We start from the raw sequence: 19842 nt of genomic DNA on the forward strand, positions 1-19842 counted from the left end.
CCGTCCTTCGGACCCCACAAGGGGAGAAGGGAGCGTCGGCGCGTCTCACGCATTCCACAGGCCCTTCTTCTTCAGCTCCTCGATCTCGCGCATTGCGCGGTCGCGTAGGCGGGTGTCACGGATCATCTTGGTCACTGCGGCGTCGTCTGACTTGTCGGAATAGCGGAACTCCGAGTCGGCGTAGCGGTTGACCTCCTGCATGACCATGTCCATCGAGAACGGGCCGCGCAGTTCCTCGATCATCGCCTTCTTGTCGTCGTAGCTCTTGTGCATGAAGACTTCAGGATTCTCGAACCATTCGTCCGGCAACTCGATGTCCATGGCGCGCATCTTGATCGCATCGGTGACGTTCTTGATGGCGCGGCCGGTGAAGCGCGGCTCGGCCTCCTTGATCATGTGCAGATAGGTGCCGATGTCGGCCATCGACTTCGGCGCGCCGTTCTCCTTCATGTAGCGCTCATAGACCTTCATCAGCCCGTCTTCCCTGGGCTTCTCGTGCTCTTCATAGGCCTCCATCACCGCGCGCTGGATTTCTTGGGCGGCATAGAGCTTGTGGTCGCCGAGCGGGATCTTGTGGTTTTTCCCCGCGAGCAGCACGAAGATGTCGATATAGTCGTCGCGCGTTTGTGGTCCATCGACCAGCCAGCGAGCGCCGGCGCGCTGGCGCAGCGCGTCGTCGACGTTTTCGGGATAGTTGGAGAACATGCCGAAGGAGCAGTTGCCGCGCACCACCGTGGCCGCACCCCCGAATGCGTCCATCAGGACGCCGGTGATTTCCTGCTGGCCGGCCGAGGCGCGATCGTCGGAGCGGCGGGCCGCCACCTGGTCGATATCGTCGATGGTGCCGAAGCCGATGACGCGCGGGTTCAGCACATTGTTGATGAACTGGCGGCAGTTCTGGCCCGACTTGCCCTGGTAGGAGGAGATCTGGTCGACGCCGAAATTCTCGTAGGCGAAGGGATAGCCGGCGACCTGGCAGTAGCCGTTGACGAGACCGGCGATCATCTGGATCAGCGTCGTCTTGCCGGTGCCGGGCGCGCCGTCGCCGATGAAGGTGAACAGGAAGCCGCCGAGCTCGACGAACGGGTTCAACTCGCGCTCGAAATCGTATGCCATCAGCATCTTGGCGAGCTTGACCGACTGGTATTTGGCGATGTGGTTGCCGACGACCTCTTCCGGCTTCTTGAAGGTCATCACCAGCGGCTTCGACCGCTTGCCCGGCGCGACGTCGAAGCCGTCGAGGGTGAAGTCGTCGACGTCGATGCGGATATGCGCATTCTCAAACGGACCGATGCCGTCGAAGCGGCCCTTTCGCGCCAAAAGTCCGTCGATGACGACACGGGCGAAGGCGCGCGCCCGGGTCATCAGCTCGGCGTCGTCCTTCGCGCCTGCTATCGCGCTGTCGAGGCCGGCCACGATCGATTTCACCGCGTCCTGCGGCGTGTCGAACAAAAAGTCCGGCTCGGGCGTGTCGTTCGGCGCCTCGCCGTCGCTGTCGATCAGCTGGAACAGATAGGAGGCGAGGCTGAAGGCCGAAATATAGGCCGAGGCCGACAGCAGCTTCTTGAAGGCGGCGGCCTCGTCGCCTTCGAGCGGCGCGCGGGCGTTTTTCGCCTTCAGGCTCTCGAGATCTGAGCCTTCGGCGAAGACATCTGATATGGCCAGTGCGATCGCCAGCCCGCGCCGGGTGCGATAAAGCAGCATGTGCTGTGCAATGCTCAGCAGCTGGTCGTCGGGATGGACGGCGGCGACGGTCTTGGAAAGCTCGACCTCGCGCGTGCGGCGCACCGAGCCGACCGAGACGGTCGAGACGAAGCGGCGGTTGGTGCCGGCCAGTGCGGTACCGGATTCCCGCGACGGGTCCTCCAGCACGACGATGCGGGTGATGAAGCTCTGCGCGGTGGCGCGGTGCTTTTCGATTGCCGCTTCCGAAATCGTGGTCAGGCCGGTGTCCATGAAGGATGCTCCGCGGTTTGACTGTCAGACGTCACTGATGACCTGTCCTTTGGACAGGATGTGGACCTTGTAGCCGGAAAAGATCTTCTGCGCCTCGCCGGCGGCGTAGAGCGCCTGATAGGCCTCATGCGGGATCAGCGCGTGCTTCTCGTAGCTCGACACGCCTTGTCGCGCCGCCTCCAGATCGTCGGTGTCGATGAAGAATTCCTGCGTCGCCTTCTCGCTCGAAAACAACCCCTTGCGACCTGGCTTTTCGGATTTCGAATAAACCTCCTGGATGGTCCAGGTCAGCAGCCAGGCGTTTTCCGGCTTGCGCACCTTGTCCAGAATGTCGGTCACCGTCGAATTGTTGTCGGTGATCCCGGCCGAATAGAAAGGCCCGAGCACGACGCGGCGCAGCTGCTTGGGGTGGAGTTGCTCGAAATCCTTGTCGAGGTTGACCGCGATCGTAGCCGGCGACAGCGTATAGGCGGAGTTCTTCTCGGTGAAGTCGTCGAAGCGGTGGGCAAGCTCGGGATTGAGCAGTCCTTCAACCGGAAGCGGAATGTCGACCTTTTCGTTGAGCTTGCCATTGCGGTCGACAAGCTGCCCGATCATCTCTTCGGAGGAATCCTCGACCGTCACCATGTAGACCAGCGGCAGGTTCGCGCTGCCGTCGAAGGCTGCCCAATGGACGAGGTAGTAAGGCCGCATGGTCTTCGGATTGACCGAGACTTTTGCCGTCTGCGCCAAGGTGAACGGCCCGAAGGTCGTCTCGCTCCTGACGCCTTCCAGATAAAGCCGCTCGGCCATCGACTTCTGCAGCGCCTCGGGGAATTCCTTGTGGCGCAGGATGAAGTCGGCCATTTCCTCGCGCAACTCGTCGGCCAGCGGTATGTTGGCGAGCCGCGTATCGGCCTGGCGGCGGTCGTTTTCCAGTTCGAGCACGTTCTGGAAGACCGGAAAGCCGCTTTCGGCGCGCGAGATGCGGAATGTCTCCATGAAGCCCAGCCGGTTGCGCCAGCAGGAAAACGAGTTGTCGAGCCGCGCAATGTATTCGGCGACGATCTTGGCGACGATGCCGTGCCGGTAGAGCGGCGAGCGATCGTCGCGCATGAACACTTCGAGGCCGCTGAGTGCCGCGGTGATCGCCGAGAAATAACGCGTTGCCGCTTCGTTTTCGGGGGTCATGCAGCCAGCCCTTGGAGCGGGTGCAGCAATTACGATTGCACGTAGTTTGCCGCATTGTGCTTTTTCAGCACGTCGTCGAAGCGGCGGGCAAAGGCATCGTCGGCCAGCTTCTTGCGGCGCTGGATGTCGGCGGTCGCCACCATGTTCTTCTCGTGCATTTCGAGGAGATCGCCAATGTGCTTCTGCGAGGCCGCGCCGATGCCGGCCATGGTTTCCTCGGCGGTGTTGTCGACCTGGCTGCCCAGCGTGTTGATCTTGTGGGCGACGTCCTGCTGGGCGGCGGTCTTCAGAGAATCTTCCAGCGCCTTGTAGAGCACGATGCGCTGCTCGGTATCGATGGTCAGCTTGTTGATCAGCGTCGACTGCGCCGCGATCTGGTTGTTGAGCGAATCGACGAAGGTCTGGAACATCGAGGTGTAGCGCTCCAGCGTCTGGCTTTCGGCCAGCAGTTCCTGCTCCTTGGCCTGCTTCTCGTTGTACTCGGTGGCCAGTTTCGAACGCTCGCCCTCAAGCTCGGTGCGCTCCTTCTGGCTGGTCGAGGCGGCGATCTTGTTCTCGATGTCGAGCAGCATCGGATTGAGCTCCTCGATGCGCTTCTGCACGGTCTCGAGATTCGACATGGTCGCCTTGCGACGCTCGATCACCTGCGACAGGCTGGCCTCGGAGGTCTTGTAACGCTGGTCGAGGATCTGCTTCTGCGCCTTGAGGATGCCGACGATGGTGTCGGATTTCGCCAGAAGCTCCTGCAGATTGCCGGCCAGCGACATGTTGCGGACGCGGTCGGTGCGCATGCGCTGCTTGCTCTGGTCGGAAAATATGCCGACGAAGCTTTCCCAGCCGGTGTAGTTCTTCATGCTCTCGAATTCGGCGCCGAAGACGTTTGTGGCGTCCTCCAGCCCGATGATCAGGTCGGCGATGTTGCCTTCCATCACCTTCTGCTGCTTCAGCACATCCTCGATGCGGGCGTTCTCGAGGTCGAAATTGGCGTCGCCGATCTTCCTGTCGGTCCTGGCAAGCGTGTCGAGCACGGCGCCGGACTGCTCGATCTTGGTGCGCATGTCCTGCACGACCTGATTGGTCTTGGCAATTTCGGCATCGAAATTCTGCAATGTCGCCATAGGAGCCTCCCGCTTCGGCAATTGTTCGTGTCGCGAACGCCGCGAATATATGTATGGCAAGGGGGGAAGGAAAGGCGGAAGATGCCGCGATACCTCAAACAAACCCGACCCCATCGGCCTGCCTTCCACCGCTGGTGATTGGCGAAAAGCCGAAGCCGCCCCCGACCTCGCAGTTGCGACCCGCTTGCGGGGAGATCGGCAGCTTCGCCGACGGCGCTGCTCAGGCCTTGGTGAAACCGATGAAATCGTCGGGCGCGGCGCGGCCCATTTCTTCTTCCCAATGGCGGCGGCAGAGCGAGACATAAACATCCTTGCCGATCGCCACCTGTTCGCCCTGTCTCGCCACCTTGCCGTCCGCGCCGAGGCGCACGACCATCGTCGCCTTGCGGCCGCAGCGGCAGATGGTGCGCACCTCGCGCAGATCGTCTGCTATCGCCAGGAGCGCGCGCGAGCCGGAAAACAGCTTGCCCTGGAAATCCGTGCGCGGCCGTAGCACATCACCGGGATGTCCAGCCGGTCGGCGATGCGGGCAAGCTGCCACGCCTGCTCCTCTTCGAGGAACTGCGCCTCGTCGACGAAGACGCAATGCACGGTCGTGTGGTCGTGATGCTCGGCGACCCTGGCGAACAGGTCGTCCCCGTCGCGGAACATCTCAGCCTCCGTCTCCAGGCCGATGCGCGACGAGATCAGCCCGGTGTCGCCCTTGCGGTAGTGGCCGGCGACGAACAGCATCGTCGTCATGCCGCGCTCGCGGTAATTGTAGGAGGCCTGCAGCAGCATCGTCGTCTTGCCGGCATTCATCGTCGCATAGTGGAAGTACAGCTTGGCCATGCCGTCCTTTTAAGCCGAGTTGTCCCAACGCGGGGAGGGGGCGTCCCGACGTTCCACCGAAAAGCGCCTGGCCACCGGAAAAGCGGCGAACCTGTCGCTGGTCGGCCAGCCCGCGCCGTTGATCGCGATTGTCTTATCGCTTGAAACCGCACCAGAATGGTGTTTGGCTGACGAAACAAGGCGGAGACAAAACCGCAATTTCGCTTCGCCGACAGATCACAATGGGAGAATACAGATGTCGCGTATGAAACTACTCGCCGCCGGCTTCGGTCTGGCGGCATTTCTTTCGGCGAGCGGTGCACTCGCCGCCGAGCCGGAAAGCTGCAAGCCGGTGCGTTTTGCCGATGTCGGCTGGACCGACATAACCGCCACCACCGCTACCGCCAGCGTCATCCTCGAAGCGCTCGGCTACGAGCCCGACGTGCAGGTGCTGTCGGTTCCGGTCACCTACACCTCGCTGAAGAACAAGGACGTCGACGTCTTCCTTGGCAATTGGATGCCGACCATGGAAGCCGACATAAAACCCTATCTCGAAGACAAGTCGGTCGAGACGGTCGTGACCAACCTGGAAGGCGCGAAATATACGCTCGCCGTTCCACAGCACACCTATGATGCCGGTCTCAAGGATTTCGCCGATATCGCCAAATTCAAGGACAAGCTCGACGGCAAGATTTACGGCATCGAAGCCGGCAATGACGGCAACCGCCTGATCCTCGACATGATCGCCGCCGACAAGTTCGGCCTGAAGGATTTCGAGCTTGTCGAAAGCTCCGAGGCCGGCATGCTGTCGGCGGTGCAGAAAGCGGCCGCATCGGGCGAAGACGTGGTCTTCCTCGGCTGGGAGCCGCATCCGATGAACGCCAACATCAAGATGGCCTATCTGTCGGGTGGCGACGAGGTGTTCGGCCCGAATTTCGGCGGCGCGACCGTCGCCACCAATGTCCGGGCCGGCTACACCACCGAATGCCCGAACGTCGGCGCGCTGCTCAAGAACATGGTGTTCTCGCTCAAGATGGAAAACGAAATCATGGGTGCGATCCTCAATGACGGCGCCGACCCAAAAGCCGCGGCCACCGAATGGCTCAAGGCCAATCCGGACGCGATGACGCCATGGCTCGCCGGCGTGACGACCTTCGACGGCGGCGACGCCGCGGCCGCGGTGAAAACCGCACTGGGTTCGTAGCAAACTTACACCTCCCCCGTGTGGGGAGGTTCGGCGCGGCACGCGCCGCGGTTGGGATGGTTCGGAACGGAGCATAACCGTGACCATCCCACCCGGCTCGGCTGCGCGGTTCGGCCCACCCCGTCAGGGGAGGTGAAGAAGAATGAGGGGACATTTGCCATGGATCCGGTTTCGCAACTGATTTCGAGCTTCAAGATCCCGATCGGGCGGTGGGGCAAGACCTTCTTCGACTTTCTGACCACCAATTTCGAGTGGTTTTTCGACAGTATCGCCGACGGGCTCACCGTCGTTCTCGACGGGCTCGTCGATCTTTTGCTGCTCGTCCCCCCGGTCCTCGTGGTCGCCGCCATAGCCGGGCTTGCCTGGTACCTGCAGAAATCATGGAAGCTGGCGCTTGCTGTCGCGCTCGGCCTGCTCTTCATCGTCAATCAGGATCTCTGGCAGGAAACCGTCGAGACGCTGGTGTTGGTCGTGGGCGCCGCTGCGGCCTCGATGGCCATCGGCGTGCCGATCGGCATCTGGGCGGCGCATAACGAGCGCGGCTACCGCTATCTCCAGCCGGTCCTGGACCTGATGCAGACCATGCCGACCTTCGTCTACCTGATCCCGGTGCTCATTCTGTTCGGCCTCGGCATCGCTCCCGGCCTCATCGTCACCGTCATCTTCGCCGCTCCCGCGCCGATCCGCCTGACGCATCTCGGCATCACCTCGGTGCCGAAACCGATGATCGAGGCCGGCGAAGCCTTCGGCGCGACAAAACGCCAGCTGCTGTGGAAAGTCGAGCTGCCGGCGGCGCTGCCGACCATCATGGCGGGGCTGACGCAGTGCATCATGCTCTGCCTCTCCATGGTGGTGATCGCTGCGCTCATCGGCGCCAACGGCCTTGGCAAGCCGGTGGTGCGCGCGCTGAACTCGGTCAACATCCCGCTCGGCCTCGAAGCCGGCCTCGCCATCGTCGTGCTCGCCATCATCCTCGACCGCATCAGCCGCATCGGCACGGGAGCCGCCAAATGAGCGCTGCGGTCGATTTCAAGAATGTCGACATCGTCTTCGGCGCGGCGCGCAAGGAAGCGCTGGCGCTCGTCGACAGGGGCGCGACGCGTCAGGAAATCCTGGAGAAGACCGGCGCCGTGCTCGGCTGCGCCGGTGCCAATTTGACCGTCAACGAGGGCGAGATTTCCGTCCTGATGGGCCTCTCCGGCTCCGGCAAATCGACGCTGCTGCGCGCCGTCAACCTGCTCAACGTGCCGGCGCGCGGCAACGTCATGGTCAAGGACGACGACCGCATGGTCGATGTCGCTGCCTGCGATGCCGCCACGCTGCGCCACATCAGACAGACGCGGGTCGCCATGGTGTTTCAGCAGTTCGGCCTTCTGCCCTGGCGCACCGTCGCGGAAAATGTCGGCTTCGGCCTCGAGCTTTCCGGCGTGCCCGAAGCCGAGCGCAAGGCGCGCGTCGAGCGCCAGTTGAAGCTCGTCGGGCTCGACCAGTGGGCGTCGAAATACGCCCACGAGCTTTCCGGCGGCATGCAGCAGCGCGTCGGGCTGGCGCGCGCGTTTGCCACCGAAGCGCCGATCCTGCTGATGGACGAGCCGTTCTCGGCGCTCGACCCGCTGATCCGGACCAAGCTGCAGGACGAATTGCTGCAGCTTCAGGCCGAGCTGAAGAAGACCATCATCTTCGTCAGCCACGACCTCGAGGAGGCGCTGAAGATCGGCAGCCACATCACCATCATGGAAGGCGGGCGCATCGTGCAGACCGGGGCGCCGGAAGACATCGTGCTGCGTCCCGCCAACGACTATGTCCGCGACTTCATCGCCAATGTGAACCCGCTCTCGGTGTTGACCGCCTGGAACGTGATGCGCGACCGCCGCGACCTCGACCACGGCGAGGACGGCTGGGTGTGGCTCGACCGCCGCAAGACGACGCGTTTCAAGATCGACGAGCACGGGCTGGTGGCAGCGGCCGAGCGCGACGGCAAGCCGGCGTTCTGGGTGTCGTGCGCCGATGTCGAGGCGCAGCCGGAGGAGACGACGCAGGTATTCTGGGCCAATCCCGGCACCTCGCTGAAGACGGTGATGCTGGCCATGCACCGCTCGCAGACCGCACCGGTGGCGCTGTTCGACGACCAGTCGCGCTTCGTCGGCGCCATCGGCATCAGGGACGTGCTGAGCGCGGTATTGCGGCGGTAGCTATTTCTAAACGAAACGGCCCGTATCGTTTCTTCGCGGTCTCTGCGCGGCTTAGCGGCGGTCCCACATAAGGCACGGACTTGTGAACGGCGGCGCCCCGCCAGGAAGGCGGTTTGCGGGCGGTTCAAAATGGACGATTGCTTTCGTCCATGTCAGAATAAAAGCCAAATTCTTGCGCGCAGTTGCCGGTTCCGATGCCTGAGATCGTCACCAAACCCCGCACCAAGACGAAGCCGAAGATCGAACGGCCGAAGCTCTACAAGGTCATCCTCCTCAATGACGATTTCACGCCGCGCGAGTTCGTGGTGACGGTGCTCAAGGGCGAGTTCAAGCTGAGCGAGGACCAGGCTCGGCGGGTGATGATCACCGCGCACCAGCGCGGCGTCTGCGTCGTCGCCGTCTTCACCAGGGACGTCGCCGAGACCAAGGCGACACGGGCGACCGATGCCGGCAAGGCCAAGGGCTACCCGCTGATGTTCACGACGGAACCGGAGGAGTAGCGCCGGCTTCCCCTTCTCCCCTTGCGGGAGAAGGGGATTGGCGCGCAGCGCCAAGACGGTTGAGGGGGCACGAGGGGATGCGGCAATTGACAACTGCTCATCGCCCAGGCACGGTTCGCAGCGCTGCGTAGGGCGCATCGGTGTAACGTCGAAAGGGCTATGCCCGCCTATACTGTGACCACAGTTGCGCCGATGCCGAATCTCGAAAACCTCAAAAAGCAGGCCAAGCAATATTTGCGGTGGCACCGCGAACGGTACTATCCGGTCGCAGCCGAGATCAGGGCTGCGTTGCCACGCTTCCAGCATCTCGATGACAATCAGGTACTGGAAGCAAATTTCAAGCTCAGCGACGCGCAGGAACTGATCGCGCGTCAATTGGGGTTCGAGGGATGGCAGGCGCTCAAGACAGGAGCCCCAGCCATGACAGTTCAGAAAAAACAGACCGTGCCTGCACCCGTTCTGCGTTCGACCTCAGCGCAGTTGTTCGTCACCGACATCAAAGCGTCGTTCGAATTCTTCACCACCAAGCTCGGCTTCGGAGTCGACTTTGTTTACGGCGACCCGGCATTTTACGGACAGGTGACGCGTGACAATGCGCAACTCGCGCTGAGGTTGGTTTGCGAACCTGTGTTCGTTGGCGATATACGGCAACGTGAACACCTGCTCTCCGCCGGGATCACAGTTGATACTGCAGACGAGATTAAACAGCTCTTTCTGAATTTTCAGACCGCAGGGGTGCCCTTTCACCAAGTCCTCAGGAAAGAACCCTGGGGTGCCAGAAACTTCATTGTTATGGATCCAGACGGAAATCTCATTTTGTTTGCTGGCCCGGGCGACTGAGCCGTCTGCGTCGTCGACGTCTTCACAAGGGACGTCGCCGAGGCCAAGGCGACTCGGGCGACCGATGCCGGCAAGGCCAAGGGCTATCCGCTGATGTTCACGACGGAACCGGAGGAGTAGCGCCCGCTTTCCCTTCTCCCCCTGTGGGAGAAGGTGGATTGGCGCGCAGCGCCAAGACGGTTGAGGGGTGTTGGACGGAATGAGGCATTGGTGATTTTGCCGATGTATACGAGAGTTTGCGTCAAGCTGGAGCACCCCTCATCCGACCGAGCTTCGCTCGGCCACCTTCTCCCACAAGGGGAGAAGGAAAGGCGCGTCGCTAACGCCCCTCTCGGTACCACATCGAGCCCAATGCCAGAAGCAGCAGGCCGAGGCCGAGGAACCCGCCGAACAGTGGCACGCGCGAGACGGCCTTCAGCACGCTGTCGTCGGTGGTGCGCAGGCCGATCCAGTCGTTGCCGGCCGCCGCGCCCGTGGAGCGGACCGGGACGACCGACGGCAGCGTCACGCCGCCGGCGAGATTGCCAAGGGTCGACGATTGCGCCAGCCGGCGCACGCTGCCGCCGGTGGCCTCGGCCGGCGCTCTCAGCCGGTTCTCGGTGGAGACGACGTCGGTGAATTCCGGTGCGTTGACCGGGCCGACATGGGCAAGTGCTTTCAGGTCGCCATTGCCGACCTGATAGAGGCCGATCTCGCTCGTCTCGATGCTGCCGAGGAAAACGCCGGGTTCAGCTCTCTCGAGCTTGACGGTCATCGCCTTGCCGGACGGGGTGATGATTTGCGCCGGGCCGGGATCGTCGCTCATCGTCTGGCGGCGGATTTCCAGCATCATGCCGCGGCCGTCGGCAGTCAGCCGCTCCTCCTCGAGTTCGGGCTCCTTCATCAGCCAGTGGGCGATGCGGCGATAGAGCTGGACATGCGGGCCGCCGCCCTCGAAGCCGCGCGCCCACAACCAGCCCTGGTCGGACAAAAACATGCCGACGCGGCCTTCACCCTTGCGGTCGAGCAGCAGCAGCGGTCGGTTGTCGGCGCCCTTCATCACCGCCTCGCCCCCAGGGTTCTCGACGCCGATGGTGCGGAACCAGCGGCTCCAGTGCGGCGGTTCGGTGGCGGAGCCGTCAAGCCCGCGCGTCACCGGATGGCGCTGGCCGAGCTCGGTAAGGCGCGGATAAAAGGCCTTTTCGACGACTTCGCCGGTCGGCATCGCCGGCAGCGCCGACATCAAAGGCGTGCGGGCGATGGAACTTTCGCCGGCATATTCGGGTCCTGCCGCGATCAGCAGCGCGCCGCCCTTTTCAACATATTCGGCGATGTAGTCGTAATAGAGGACCGGCAGCACGTCGCGGTGCTGGTAGCGGTCGAAGATGATCAGGTCGAAATCCTTGATCTTCTCGACGAACAGTTCGCGCGTCGGGAAGGCGATCAGCGACAATTCGTTGATCGGCGTGCCGTCCTGCTTTTCCGGCGGCCGCAGAATGGTGAAGTGGACAAGATCGACCGAGGCGTCGGATTTCAGAAGGTTGCGCCAGGTGCGTTCGCCGGCATGCGGTTCGCCGGAGACCAGCAGCACGCGCAAGTTCTCGCGGATGCCGTCGATCAGCGCGATGGCGCGGTTGTTGGTGTCGGTGAGTTCGTCGGGCTCGGGATCGATGGCGAGCTCGACGATGTTGCGGCCGGCGCCGGGAATGGTCACCTGCAGCGGCATGGCCTGGCCGATGGTGGCGCGCTCGACCGAAACCTGCTCGCCATTGACCGAGACGCGCACATCGACCGAGCCGGCCTCGTTGTTGGTGCCGATGACGCGATAGGTCATTTCGAGCGGCTTGCCGACCAGACCGAAGCGCGGCGCATTCTCGAAGCGGATGCGGCGATCCTTTTCCTGGTCGTTGCCGGTGATCAGCGCGTGCAGCGGCGCGTTGAAGTCGGGCGTGCCGCCCGGGGCGTCATGCACCTCGCCGTCGGTAATCATGATGGCGCCGCCGATGCGCGAAGGCGGCACGTCGCGGAAAGCGCTCTCAAGCGCCCCGAAAAGCCGCGTTTCGGTGCGCTCCTCGGCGGCTTCCGACTTGCCGGCCTCGACGACGCGGATGTCGAACTGCTTGAAGCGGCCGAGGCGCTGCTGAAGCCCGGCCAGCGCCTGGTCGGTCTGCCTGGTGCGCTCGCCAATGTCCTGGCTCTGGCTGCGGTCGACGACGACGGCGACGACGCTTTTCAGCGCCTCGCGCTCTTCGTCGAGCAACACCGGGTTGAGCAGGGCCGCAGTCAGCGCCAGCAGGGCGGCAAAACGGAAGACCGCGCCGCGCTGGCGGAACCACAGGCCGACCAATGCCAGCAGCAACAGCGGCGCCAGCACCAGGCCGAGCAGCGGCCAGGAGATGAGCGGTTCGAAGGCGAGCGACAAGTTCATGGCTTACTGCCCCAGCCGTTCGAGCAGCACCGGCACATGCACCTGATCGGATTTGTAGTTGCCGGTCAACATGTACATCATGATGTTGACGCCGGCGCGCAGCGCATAAATGCGCTGCATCGGATCCGACGGCACGGTCGGCAAAAGCGGGTCGCCATTCTCGTCGACCGCCCAGGCGCCGGCGAAATCATTGGCGGTGATCATGATCGGCGAGACGCCGTCGCCGGTGCGTACCGGGCGGTTCTCGGTGTTGCTGGCTTCGAGCGACGCCGCGACCCAGAGCGGGCCACCGGCGAAGCGTCCGGGAAACTCAGGCAGGATGTAAAAGGATTTGGTCAGCACATGGTCCGACGGCACCGGCTCCAGCGCTGGCACGTTGAGGTTGCCGAGGATGTCGCGCAGCCGCTCCGTCGCCGGGCTGGCCTGCTCCGCGCCGATGCCGGTGGCGAACTGGTCGCGCGTGTCGAACAGCACCGTGCCGCCCTGCTGCATATAGGCGTCGATGCGGGCGATCGCGGCCTGGCTCGGCATCGGCGCGGCAGGATCGATCGGCCAGTAGATCAGCGGATAGAAGGCAAGCTGGTCCTTCGAGATATCGACGCTGGCCGGCGCCCCCGGCTCGAGCGCGGTCTTCTCGATCAGGAAGCGGGTCAGGCCCTCCAGCCCGGCCTGGCTGATCGAATCGACGCTCCGGTCGCCGGTCTGCACATAGCCGATCCGGGTTTTCGAAATGTCCTCGATCGCCCGCTCATCACCGGGTTTGGCATCGTCGGCGCGGGCGATGTCGGTGTGGCCGACCAAGGCGCCGAGCGTAATCAGCAGGGCGGCGGTGGTTGCGGCGGCCGTGCCGGCGCGGCGCGGCCGGCGCGATAACAGGCCGCCCATCCAGAACACCGCCAGCGTATCAAGGACCATCAGCAGGAGAGCTGCCGCCACCAGTGGGCCCTTCAAATTGTGCGATTCGTCGAAAGCGTACTGGACGGTGGTGACCGGCACGGTGATCTGAGGACGGACCAGCGGCGCCAAGCGGCTTTCGGCATTGAGCAGATTGTGAGCGATGACGCCGGTGTCGGAGCCATACAGGCCGGGCGGATTCTCGAACGTCACCGGCAGCGGGCCGGCACCCGGCACCAGCGGCCGTGCATCCGGCGTCGGCGGCACCAGCGTGCCATCGGCTGATATCATGCGGTAGGGCGCCAGCGAGGCGGCGGCGGCTTCGGCATTGGCGACCGCCGCACCCTTGTTGCGCGACAGTTGCACGATGCGGCGCAGCATCTCGACGAAGCTGCCGGAGATCGGCAGGTTCGACCAGGTCGCCTCCGGCGTGACATGGAACAGGACGAGCGTGCCTTTGCCCTTCTTCATACCGGTCACCAGCGGCGTGCCGTCGGCAAGCGTGGCCCAGCTGCGCTCGACGATATCGGGCGTCGGCTCGGCCAGCACCTGCCTGGTGACGGTGACCTCGGCCGGCGGAGCGAGATCGGCGAAGGGGCCGATCTTCGGAAAATCGGTGACCGGCTGCGGCGTCGTCCACGACAGCGCGCCGCCGAGCGAGCGCTCGCCGGTGCGCAGCCTGACCGGCAGCAGGTCGTCGTCATTGCCGGCAGCGACCAGCCGCGAGCCGGCGAATCGCACCAGCGTGCCGCCATTGTCGACCCAGTCGACCAGCCTTTGCCGCACCGGCTGCGGAATGGTGCCGACATCGGCCATGACGATCATCGCCGGCTTCTGGTCGAGGAGCTGCGGGATGGCGTCGGCAAGGTCGGCGCTCGACGGCTCGGCGAGGTCGGCGAAGGGCTGCAGCGCGCGGCGGATGTAGTACAGCGGCGACAGAAGCGGCTGCGCCTGGTCGGCTTCGGCCTGCGACAGCAGTCCGACGCGGCGGCGCTTGGAACTCTCGTCGAGCACGCGGACGGCACCGGCCTGCCGCTGACTGTCGAGCGCGATCGAGGCGAAGTCGTTGCGCAGCTCGAAGGGCACCGCCATCGTGCCGGTGGCGGTGGATTCGCCCGGCGAGAAGGTCAGCGTGGCGTCGGCGATGCGGCGGCCCTTGTCGTCGAAGGCGCCGGCGGTCACCTGAGCCGGCGCCGGATCGCCCGGCGCGCGGATGGCGGTCAGCTCGAAGCCGTCCACCTGGTTGTCGGCGCCAGTCAGGCCGATCAGGCCAGGCCGGTCGGAGGCGGCCCAGACGACACGGGCGGCGTTCTTCGACAGAAGCGTGTTGAAGGCGGCCTCGTCGCCTTCCGCCGCCAGACCGTCGGCGAGCACGGCGACGCTGGCGCCCGGCAAGCTCTCCAGGGTTCTCGCGACGCGGGCATAGACGGCCGGGCGGTCGGTCGGGATCGGCCGCGGCTTTGCCGCGCGCAGCCGGTTGAGCGCGGTGGCGGCGTCGAACGGGCCGATCTCGGCATTCGGTTTTTCGGCGGTGAAGGCGATGATGACAGGCACGTCGTTGGAGCTGGCATCGGTGATCAGCCGTTCGGCAGTGGCGACGCGCTGGCCCCAGTCGGCGGCACTTGCCCAGTCATTGTCGATGACCAGCGCAAGAGCGGTGCCCTCGGCCGGCAGTCTTTCACGCGGGTTGAAGACAGGTTCGGCCAGCGCCGCAACGATAAGGGCCGCCATCAGCAGCCTGAGCAGCGTCAGCCACCACGGGCTCTGTTGCGGTGTCTCCTCGCGCTTCAGCACGCGGGCCAGGATCTTCAGCGGCGGGAAGACCTCGGTCTGCGGCTTGGGCGGGGTGAAACGCAAAAGCCACCAGATCACCGGCAGGGCCAGAAGGCCCCACAGCACCATCGGCGCCCCGAAGGAGAGCGGCAGCCAGCTCATGCGCGGATCCTCCCGGCTGAGCTGCCATCGACGGTCATCGCCATGTGGACACGCACCAGCGCATCGGAGGCGAGGCGGTCGGTGTGGTTGACGGTAAAGCTCCAGCCGAGGCGCTTGCACCAGTCGGTCAGTTCCTGGCGGCGGGCGATGTAAAGCAGTCGGTAGTCGTCGCCCAGTGTTTCGGCGCGGCCCGCGGTCAGCTTGTCGCCGGTCTCGGGATCGGTGAATTCGGTGCGGCCGGCATAGGGGAATCTCTCCTCGGCCGGGTCGGCGACCTCGATCAGATGGGCACGCACGCCGTGGCGGGCGAGCACGTCAAGCCAGGCGATGGTGTCCTCGACCGGATCGAGGAAGTCGCTGACGATGACGATGTCGCAGAAGCGGCGGATAGCGGACAGGTCGGGTTTTGCCGGCAATTCGCCGGCATGGGTGAGTTGTGCTGTGATCCGCTCGGCGCCGTTGCGGGCGGTGAACGGATCGGTCAGCCCGGGCCAGGCGATGCGCTCGCCGCTGCGCGACAGAAGCTCGGCCATGGCCAGCGCCAGCACCAGCGCGCGGGACTCCTTCGAGACGGTGGCGCCGGTCGATTTGTAGAGCATGGAAGGCGAGGGATCTGCCCACAGCCACACCGTATGGGCGGCCTCCCATTCGCGGTCTCGCACATAGATGTGGTCGTCGCGGGCCGAGCGGCGCCAGTCGATACGCGAGGAGTCGCCCTCGACATAGGGCCGGAACTGCCAGAAATTCTCGCCGATGCCGCGCTTGCGGCGGCCGTGCCAGCCGGCGATCACCGTGTTGACGATGCGACGTGCCTCGACCAGCAGGTCCGGCACCAGCGATGCCCGCAACCGGCCGCGGGCGAGCGCGTCACGCGTCGCCGCCGGAGCCTGGGCCTCGCCTATACGCGCCATCAGATGCCTTTTGCCAGTTTCGCCACCACGTCGCGCACGGTTGTGCCCTCGGCACGGGCGGCAAAGGTCAGCGCCATGCGGTGCTGCAGCACCGGCTCGGCCAGCGCTCTGATATCGTCGATCGACGGCGCCAGCCGTCCGTCATAAAGGGCGCGGGCGCGGGCGCACAGTGTCAGCGACTGGCTGGCGCGCGGGCCTGGGCCCCAGGCGACGTGCTTGTCGGTCTCGGCATTGCCCTGGCCGGGGCGCGCCGAGCGCACCAGTTGGAGGATCGCCTCGACGACGCTTTCCGGCACCGGCATGCGGCGAATGAGGGTCTGGATCTCCTTCAGCCGCGCCGGCTGCAACACGTTCTGCGCCTTGGCGTCCTCAATGCCGGTGGTTTCCAGGAGGATGCGGCGCTCCGCCTCGATTTCCGGATAGAGGATGTCGACTTGCATCAGGAAACGGTCAAGCTGCGCCTCGGGCAGCGGATAGGTACCCTCCTGCTCCAGCGGGTTCTGCGTCGCCAGCACGTGGAAGGGCGCCGGCAGGTCGTGGCGGACACCGGCAATGGTGACGTGGTATTCCTGCATCGCCTGCAGCAGCGCCGACTGGGTGCGCGGCGAGGCGCGGTTGATCTCGTCGGCCATCAGCAGTTGCGCGAAGATCGGCCCGGAGATGAAGCGGAACGAGCGCTTGCCGAATTCGTCCTGCTCCATCACCTCGGAGCCGAGAATATCGGACGGCATCAGGTCGGGCGTGAACTGGATGCGGCGGGAATCGAGGCCGAGCACGATGCCCAGCGTCTCGACCAGCTTGGTCTTGGCGAGGCCGGGCACGCCGACCAGCAGCGCATGGCCGCCTGCGAGCAGCGCCACCAGCGTGCGTTCGACGACGCTTTCCTGGCCGAAGATGACGCGGCCGACGCCCTCGCGAACCCTGGAAATGTCGGCCAGCGCCGTCTCGGCCAGGGCGATCATGTCCTCTTCGCTGATCGGGCTTTCCTTGATCATCACGCTCATGCAGCATCGATCCTTCTCGTTGGAAATACCGGCTTGCAGCTTCGACGCCACAGAGTGCCGCGATTCGGCCTCGCGTGGCGCCCGTCTTTGAACTTAAATCACTGACTTAGGCTGACAAGCGGAACAACAGTGACTATTTCGTGACCATGACAGAACGCGCCGAAGATCGTGAAGGAAGTTTGACGACCGCGACCGCGGCGCTCGGACTGGAGGCGCTGATCTCGCGTGCCGCCCGCGCGGGCAAAGGGCCGGCGCCGGTGGATCGTTGGAATCCGGCCTTTTGCGGCGATCTCGACATGGAGATCAGACAGGACGGCACCTGGTTCTACCAGGGCACGCCGATCGGCCGCATGCCGCTGGTGCAGCTGTTTTCCTCCGTGCTGCGCAAGGACGAAGACGGCAGGACCTACCTGGTGACGCCGGTGGAAAGGGTCGGCATCCGCGTCGTCGATGCGCCGTTCATCGCCGTCGAGATGGATGTTTGCGGCACCGGCGATGGCCAGGTCATCACCTTTCGTACCAATGTCGGCGATGTGGTCGAGGCCGGGCCGGAGCATCCGCTGCGCTTTGTCGACGAGGAGGCAACCGGCGGCCTGAAACCCTATGTGCTGGTGCGCGGGCGGCTTGAGGCGCTGCTGGCGCGGCCGGTCATGTATGAATTGGTCGAGCATGGCGAGGACATCGAGGTCGGCGGCCGAAGGATGTTTGCGGTCCGCTCGAAGGGTGCGGTCTATCCGATCATGCCGGCGGAAAAGCTGCAGCGGCTGAGCGCATGAGAGGGCGACGCCAAATGGACCGGGGCCAAATGGACCAGGGCCAAATGAACCGGGGCATGATGGACCAGGTGACGCGATGGACCAGGTGACACTATGGACCAAGTGACGCCGGCGCCGTTTTCGGCCGAGGATTTTCGCGCCCGCGTCGCGGCGCAGCCGCTGGCGCATGCCGCCGACGACTATGGCGACCATCGCTTCAACCCGGGACATCCGCGTTTGAAGCTCGCAAAGGCGCTGCGCGATGCCGCAGTGCTGATCCCGGTGGTCGATCACGGGCGCGACGCAACGCTTCTGCTGACCAAGCGGGCGGAAAAGCTGCGCAACCATTCGGGGCAGGTGGCCTTTCCCGGAGGCACGATCGATCCTACCGACCCGAGCCCGGAGGCGGCGGCATTGCGCGAGACATTCGAGGAGATCGGGCTTGGCCAGGATCGGGTCGAGATCATCGGCCGCATGCCCGATTACGTCTCCGGCAGCGGCTACCGGATCGCCCCGGTGCTGGGAATAGTGCGGCCGGACTTTTCGCTGACGCTGAATTCCGAGGAGGTCGACGCCGCCTTCGAAGTGCCGCTGCGCTTTCTGATGGACCCGGCCAACCACGGCCGCGACAGCCGCATGTGGAACGATCTCGAATGGGTGTTCTACGAAATGCCCTATGACGGACAACACATCTGGGGCGTCACCGCGGGTATCATCCGCACGCTCTATGAAAGGCTCTATACGTGAGCGGCCGGGAGTCGCTCGCGGGCAAAGCCGACTGGCTCGGGGAACGGCATTTGCAGCGCCTGCTTGCGGCGCTCGCGGATAGCGGCGAGGAGGCGCGCGTCGCCGGCGGTGCGGTGCGCAATGCGCTCATCGGCCAGCCGGTTGCCGACATCGATATCGCCACCACGACCGTGCCTGACGAGACCATCCGCCGCGCCGAGGCGGCAGGCTTCAAGGCCGTGCCGACCGGCATCGAGCACGGCACCGTCACGATTGTCGCCGGCGGCAAGCCGTTCGAGGTGACCACGCTGCGGGCCGACATCGAAACCGACGGTCGGCGGGCAAAAGTGTCGTTCGGACGCGACTGGAAAGCCGATGCGGAACGGCGCGATTTCACCATCAACGCGCTCTATGCCGAGGCCGACGGCACGATCGTCGACCTGGTCGGCGGCATTGCCGATATCGAGGCGCGCCGGCTGCGCTTCATCGGCGATCCGGAGGCGCGCATTCGCGAGGATTATCTGCGCATTCTGCGCTTTTTCCGCTTCTTCGCCTGGTATGGCGACGGCCGGCCGGATGCCGAAGGGCTGAAGGCTTGCGCCCGGCTCAAGGAGGGGCTTGGCCAACTCTCGGTCGAGCGCGTCTGGTCCGAACTGAAGAAGCTGCTGTCGGCCCCCGATCCATCGCGTGCCTTGCTGTGGATGCGCCAGGCGGGCGTGCTCACCAGCGTTCTGCCGGAGAGCGAGAAATGGGGCATCGATGCGATCCATGCGCTGACCAGGGCGGAGAAGGATCTCGGCTGGGCGCCGGACCCGCTGCTCAGGCTGGAAGCGATCGTGCCGCCGGACGCAGCGCGGATGAAGACGCTTGCCGAGCGGTTGAGGTTCTCCGTCAGCGACGCCGGTCGTCTCAGGCAGTGGGCGCTGACAGCGCCCGTCGAGCCGAAGACGACCGAAGCGGGATTCGCAAAACGGCTCTATCGCGGCGATCGACAAGGCCTCGTCGATCGCTTGCGGCTGTCGCTCGCGTCCGCTCGAGCCCGCGCCGTCGAGGACAACGACGCGCTGCTCGAAGCTGGCGGCTTCTCGCGGCTGCTGGCCTTTGCCGAAAAATGGAAAAAGCCCGGCTTTCCGCTCAAGGGCGCCGATCTGACGAGGCTTGGCGCGTCGCCCGGGCCAAAACTCGGCGCAACCCTGAAGAACCTCGAAAACGAGTGGATCGAGTCCGGCTTTGCGCTGGATCGCGGCGCACTTCTCGAGCGCGCCGCAGAAGCACTCGAAAGTTAGAGACCGTTTGGAAACTCTACTCTGGCGGCCATCTGATGGCGTTTTCTGCGCTTCCGGTGCTCACGGACCCAAATGTCCGCTGCGCTCCGGTTCTCGAAGCCACCACCATATGACTCGCCAGAGCGAATTTCGAA

At 64.6% G+C, this 19842-nt stretch carries 15 protein-coding genes and 2 pseudogenes; 9 read left to right on the top strand and 8 right to left on the bottom strand.

Going from position 1 to position 19842, the window contains the following annotated elements; translation table 11 throughout:
- Nucleotides 1-45: 45 nt before the first annotated feature.
- The 4 genes and pseudogenes from AC0L2V_RS01340 to AC0L2V_RS01355 form a co-directional block, all read right to left on the bottom strand.
- Nucleotides 46-1956, bottom strand: a complete 1911-nt coding sequence (locus AC0L2V_RS01340; RefSeq protein ID WP_473508298.1) for an AAA family ATPase — start codon at nucleotides 1954-1956, stop codon at nucleotides 46-48.
- A gap of 24 nt (nucleotides 1957-1980) precedes the next feature.
- On the bottom strand, nucleotides 1981-3126 hold the full coding sequence (locus AC0L2V_RS01345; protein WP_473508299.1) for a hypothetical protein: 1146 nt from the start codon (nucleotides 3124-3126) through the stop codon (nucleotides 1981-1983).
- A 29-nt stretch (nucleotides 3127-3155) separates the two neighbouring features.
- Nucleotides 3156-4244 carry a hypothetical protein gene (locus AC0L2V_RS01350; RefSeq protein WP_023799959.1) on the bottom strand — a complete coding sequence of 363 codons (1089 nt, stop codon included), beginning with the start codon at nucleotides 4242-4244 and terminating at the stop codon, nucleotides 3156-3158.
- Between the two features lie 220 nt (nucleotides 4245-4464).
- Nucleotides 4465-5075: pseudogene (locus tag AC0L2V_RS01355) on the bottom strand (thymidine kinase).
- 235 nt (nucleotides 5076-5310) lie between these two features.
- On the opposite strand from AC0L2V_RS01355, the gene AC0L2V_RS01360 reads away from it, so the two are divergent.
- From AC0L2V_RS01360 to clpS (AC0L2V_RS01385), 6 genes and pseudogenes are all read left to right on the top strand, one after another.
- On the top strand, nucleotides 5311-6258 hold the full coding sequence (locus tag AC0L2V_RS01360; protein WP_023799957.1) for a choline ABC transporter substrate-binding protein: 948 nt from the start codon (nucleotides 5311-5313) through the stop codon (nucleotides 6256-6258).
- 159 nt (nucleotides 6259-6417) lie between these two features.
- Nucleotides 6418-7272, top strand: a complete 855-nt coding sequence (gene choW, locus AC0L2V_RS01365; RefSeq protein WP_473519232.1) for a choline ABC transporter permease subunit — start codon at nucleotides 6418-6420, stop codon at nucleotides 7270-7272.
- The gene (choV, locus tag AC0L2V_RS01370) at nucleotides 7269-8450 is read left to right on the top strand and encodes a choline ABC transporter ATP-binding protein (RefSeq protein WP_473519233.1); all 1182 of its coding nucleotides are present in this window, start codon (nucleotides 7269-7271) and stop codon (nucleotides 8448-8450) included. The genes choW and choV overlap by 4 nt, the downstream gene beginning before the upstream one ends.
- A gap of 194 nt (nucleotides 8451-8644) precedes the next feature.
- Nucleotides 8645-8950: an ATP-dependent Clp protease adapter ClpS gene (gene clpS / locus AC0L2V_RS01375; RefSeq protein WP_023799954.1), complete on the top strand. Its 306-nt coding sequence runs from the start codon at nucleotides 8645-8647 to the stop codon at nucleotides 8948-8950.
- Nucleotides 8951-9142: 192 nt separating this feature from the next.
- Nucleotides 9143-9790 carry a VOC family protein gene (locus AC0L2V_RS01380; RefSeq protein WP_473519394.1) on the top strand — a complete coding sequence of 216 codons (648 nt, stop codon included), beginning with the start codon at nucleotides 9143-9145 and terminating at the stop codon, nucleotides 9788-9790.
- Nucleotides 9791-9793: 3 nt separating this feature from the next.
- Nucleotides 9794-9910: pseudogene (gene clpS / locus AC0L2V_RS01385) on the top strand (ATP-dependent Clp protease adaptor ClpS); the annotation flags it as partial.
- A gap of 199 nt (nucleotides 9911-10109) precedes the next feature.
- Here the strand turns inward: clpS (AC0L2V_RS01385) and AC0L2V_RS01390 are convergent.
- The 4 genes from AC0L2V_RS01390 to AC0L2V_RS01405 are packed head-to-tail and all read right to left on the bottom strand — an operon-like array spanning nucleotide 10110 to nucleotide 16941.
- Nucleotides 10110-12197: a hypothetical protein gene (locus AC0L2V_RS01390; RefSeq protein WP_473519234.1), complete on the bottom strand. Its 2088-nt coding sequence runs from the start codon at nucleotides 12195-12197 to the stop codon at nucleotides 10110-10112.
- 3 nt (nucleotides 12198-12200) lie between these two features.
- Nucleotides 12201-15026: a DUF4159 domain-containing protein gene (locus tag AC0L2V_RS01395; RefSeq protein WP_473519235.1), complete on the bottom strand. Its 2826-nt coding sequence runs from the start codon at nucleotides 15024-15026 to the stop codon at nucleotides 12201-12203.
- Complete coding sequence (locus AC0L2V_RS01400; protein WP_128186586.1) at nucleotides 15023-15937, bottom strand: DUF58 domain-containing protein; 915 nt, start codon at nucleotides 15935-15937, stop codon at nucleotides 15023-15025. Before AC0L2V_RS01400 ends, AC0L2V_RS01395 begins: the two co-directional genes overlap by 4 nt.
- On the bottom strand, nucleotides 15937-16941 hold the full coding sequence (locus tag AC0L2V_RS01405; protein WP_023799949.1) for an AAA family ATPase: 1005 nt from the start codon (nucleotides 16939-16941) through the stop codon (nucleotides 15937-15939). The genes AC0L2V_RS01400 and AC0L2V_RS01405 overlap by 1 nt, the downstream gene beginning before the upstream one ends.
- 146 nt (nucleotides 16942-17087) lie before the next feature.
- Between AC0L2V_RS01405 and AC0L2V_RS01410 the strand changes: the two genes are divergently transcribed.
- The 3 genes from AC0L2V_RS01410 (at nucleotide 17088) to AC0L2V_RS01420 (ending at nucleotide 19708) form a co-directional block, all read left to right on the top strand.
- Nucleotides 17088-17717, top strand: coding sequence for a DUF1285 domain-containing protein (locus AC0L2V_RS01410; protein WP_473519395.1), 630 nt, complete (start codon nucleotides 17088-17090; stop codon nucleotides 17715-17717).
- A 93-nt stretch (nucleotides 17718-17810) separates the two neighbouring features.
- A complete protein-coding gene (locus AC0L2V_RS01415) occupies nucleotides 17811-18443 on the top strand; it encodes a CoA pyrophosphatase (protein ID WP_091598462.1) in 633 nt (210 codons plus the stop codon).
- Nucleotides 18440-19708 carry a CCA tRNA nucleotidyltransferase gene (locus tag AC0L2V_RS01420; RefSeq protein ID WP_473519236.1) on the top strand — a complete coding sequence of 423 codons (1269 nt, stop codon included), beginning with the start codon at nucleotides 18440-18442 and terminating at the stop codon, nucleotides 19706-19708. The genes AC0L2V_RS01415 and AC0L2V_RS01420 overlap by 4 nt, the downstream gene beginning before the upstream one ends.
- Nucleotides 19709-19842 lie beyond the last annotated feature (134 nt).

This window comes from Mesorhizobium sp. WSM4814 (assembly GCF_055811595.1).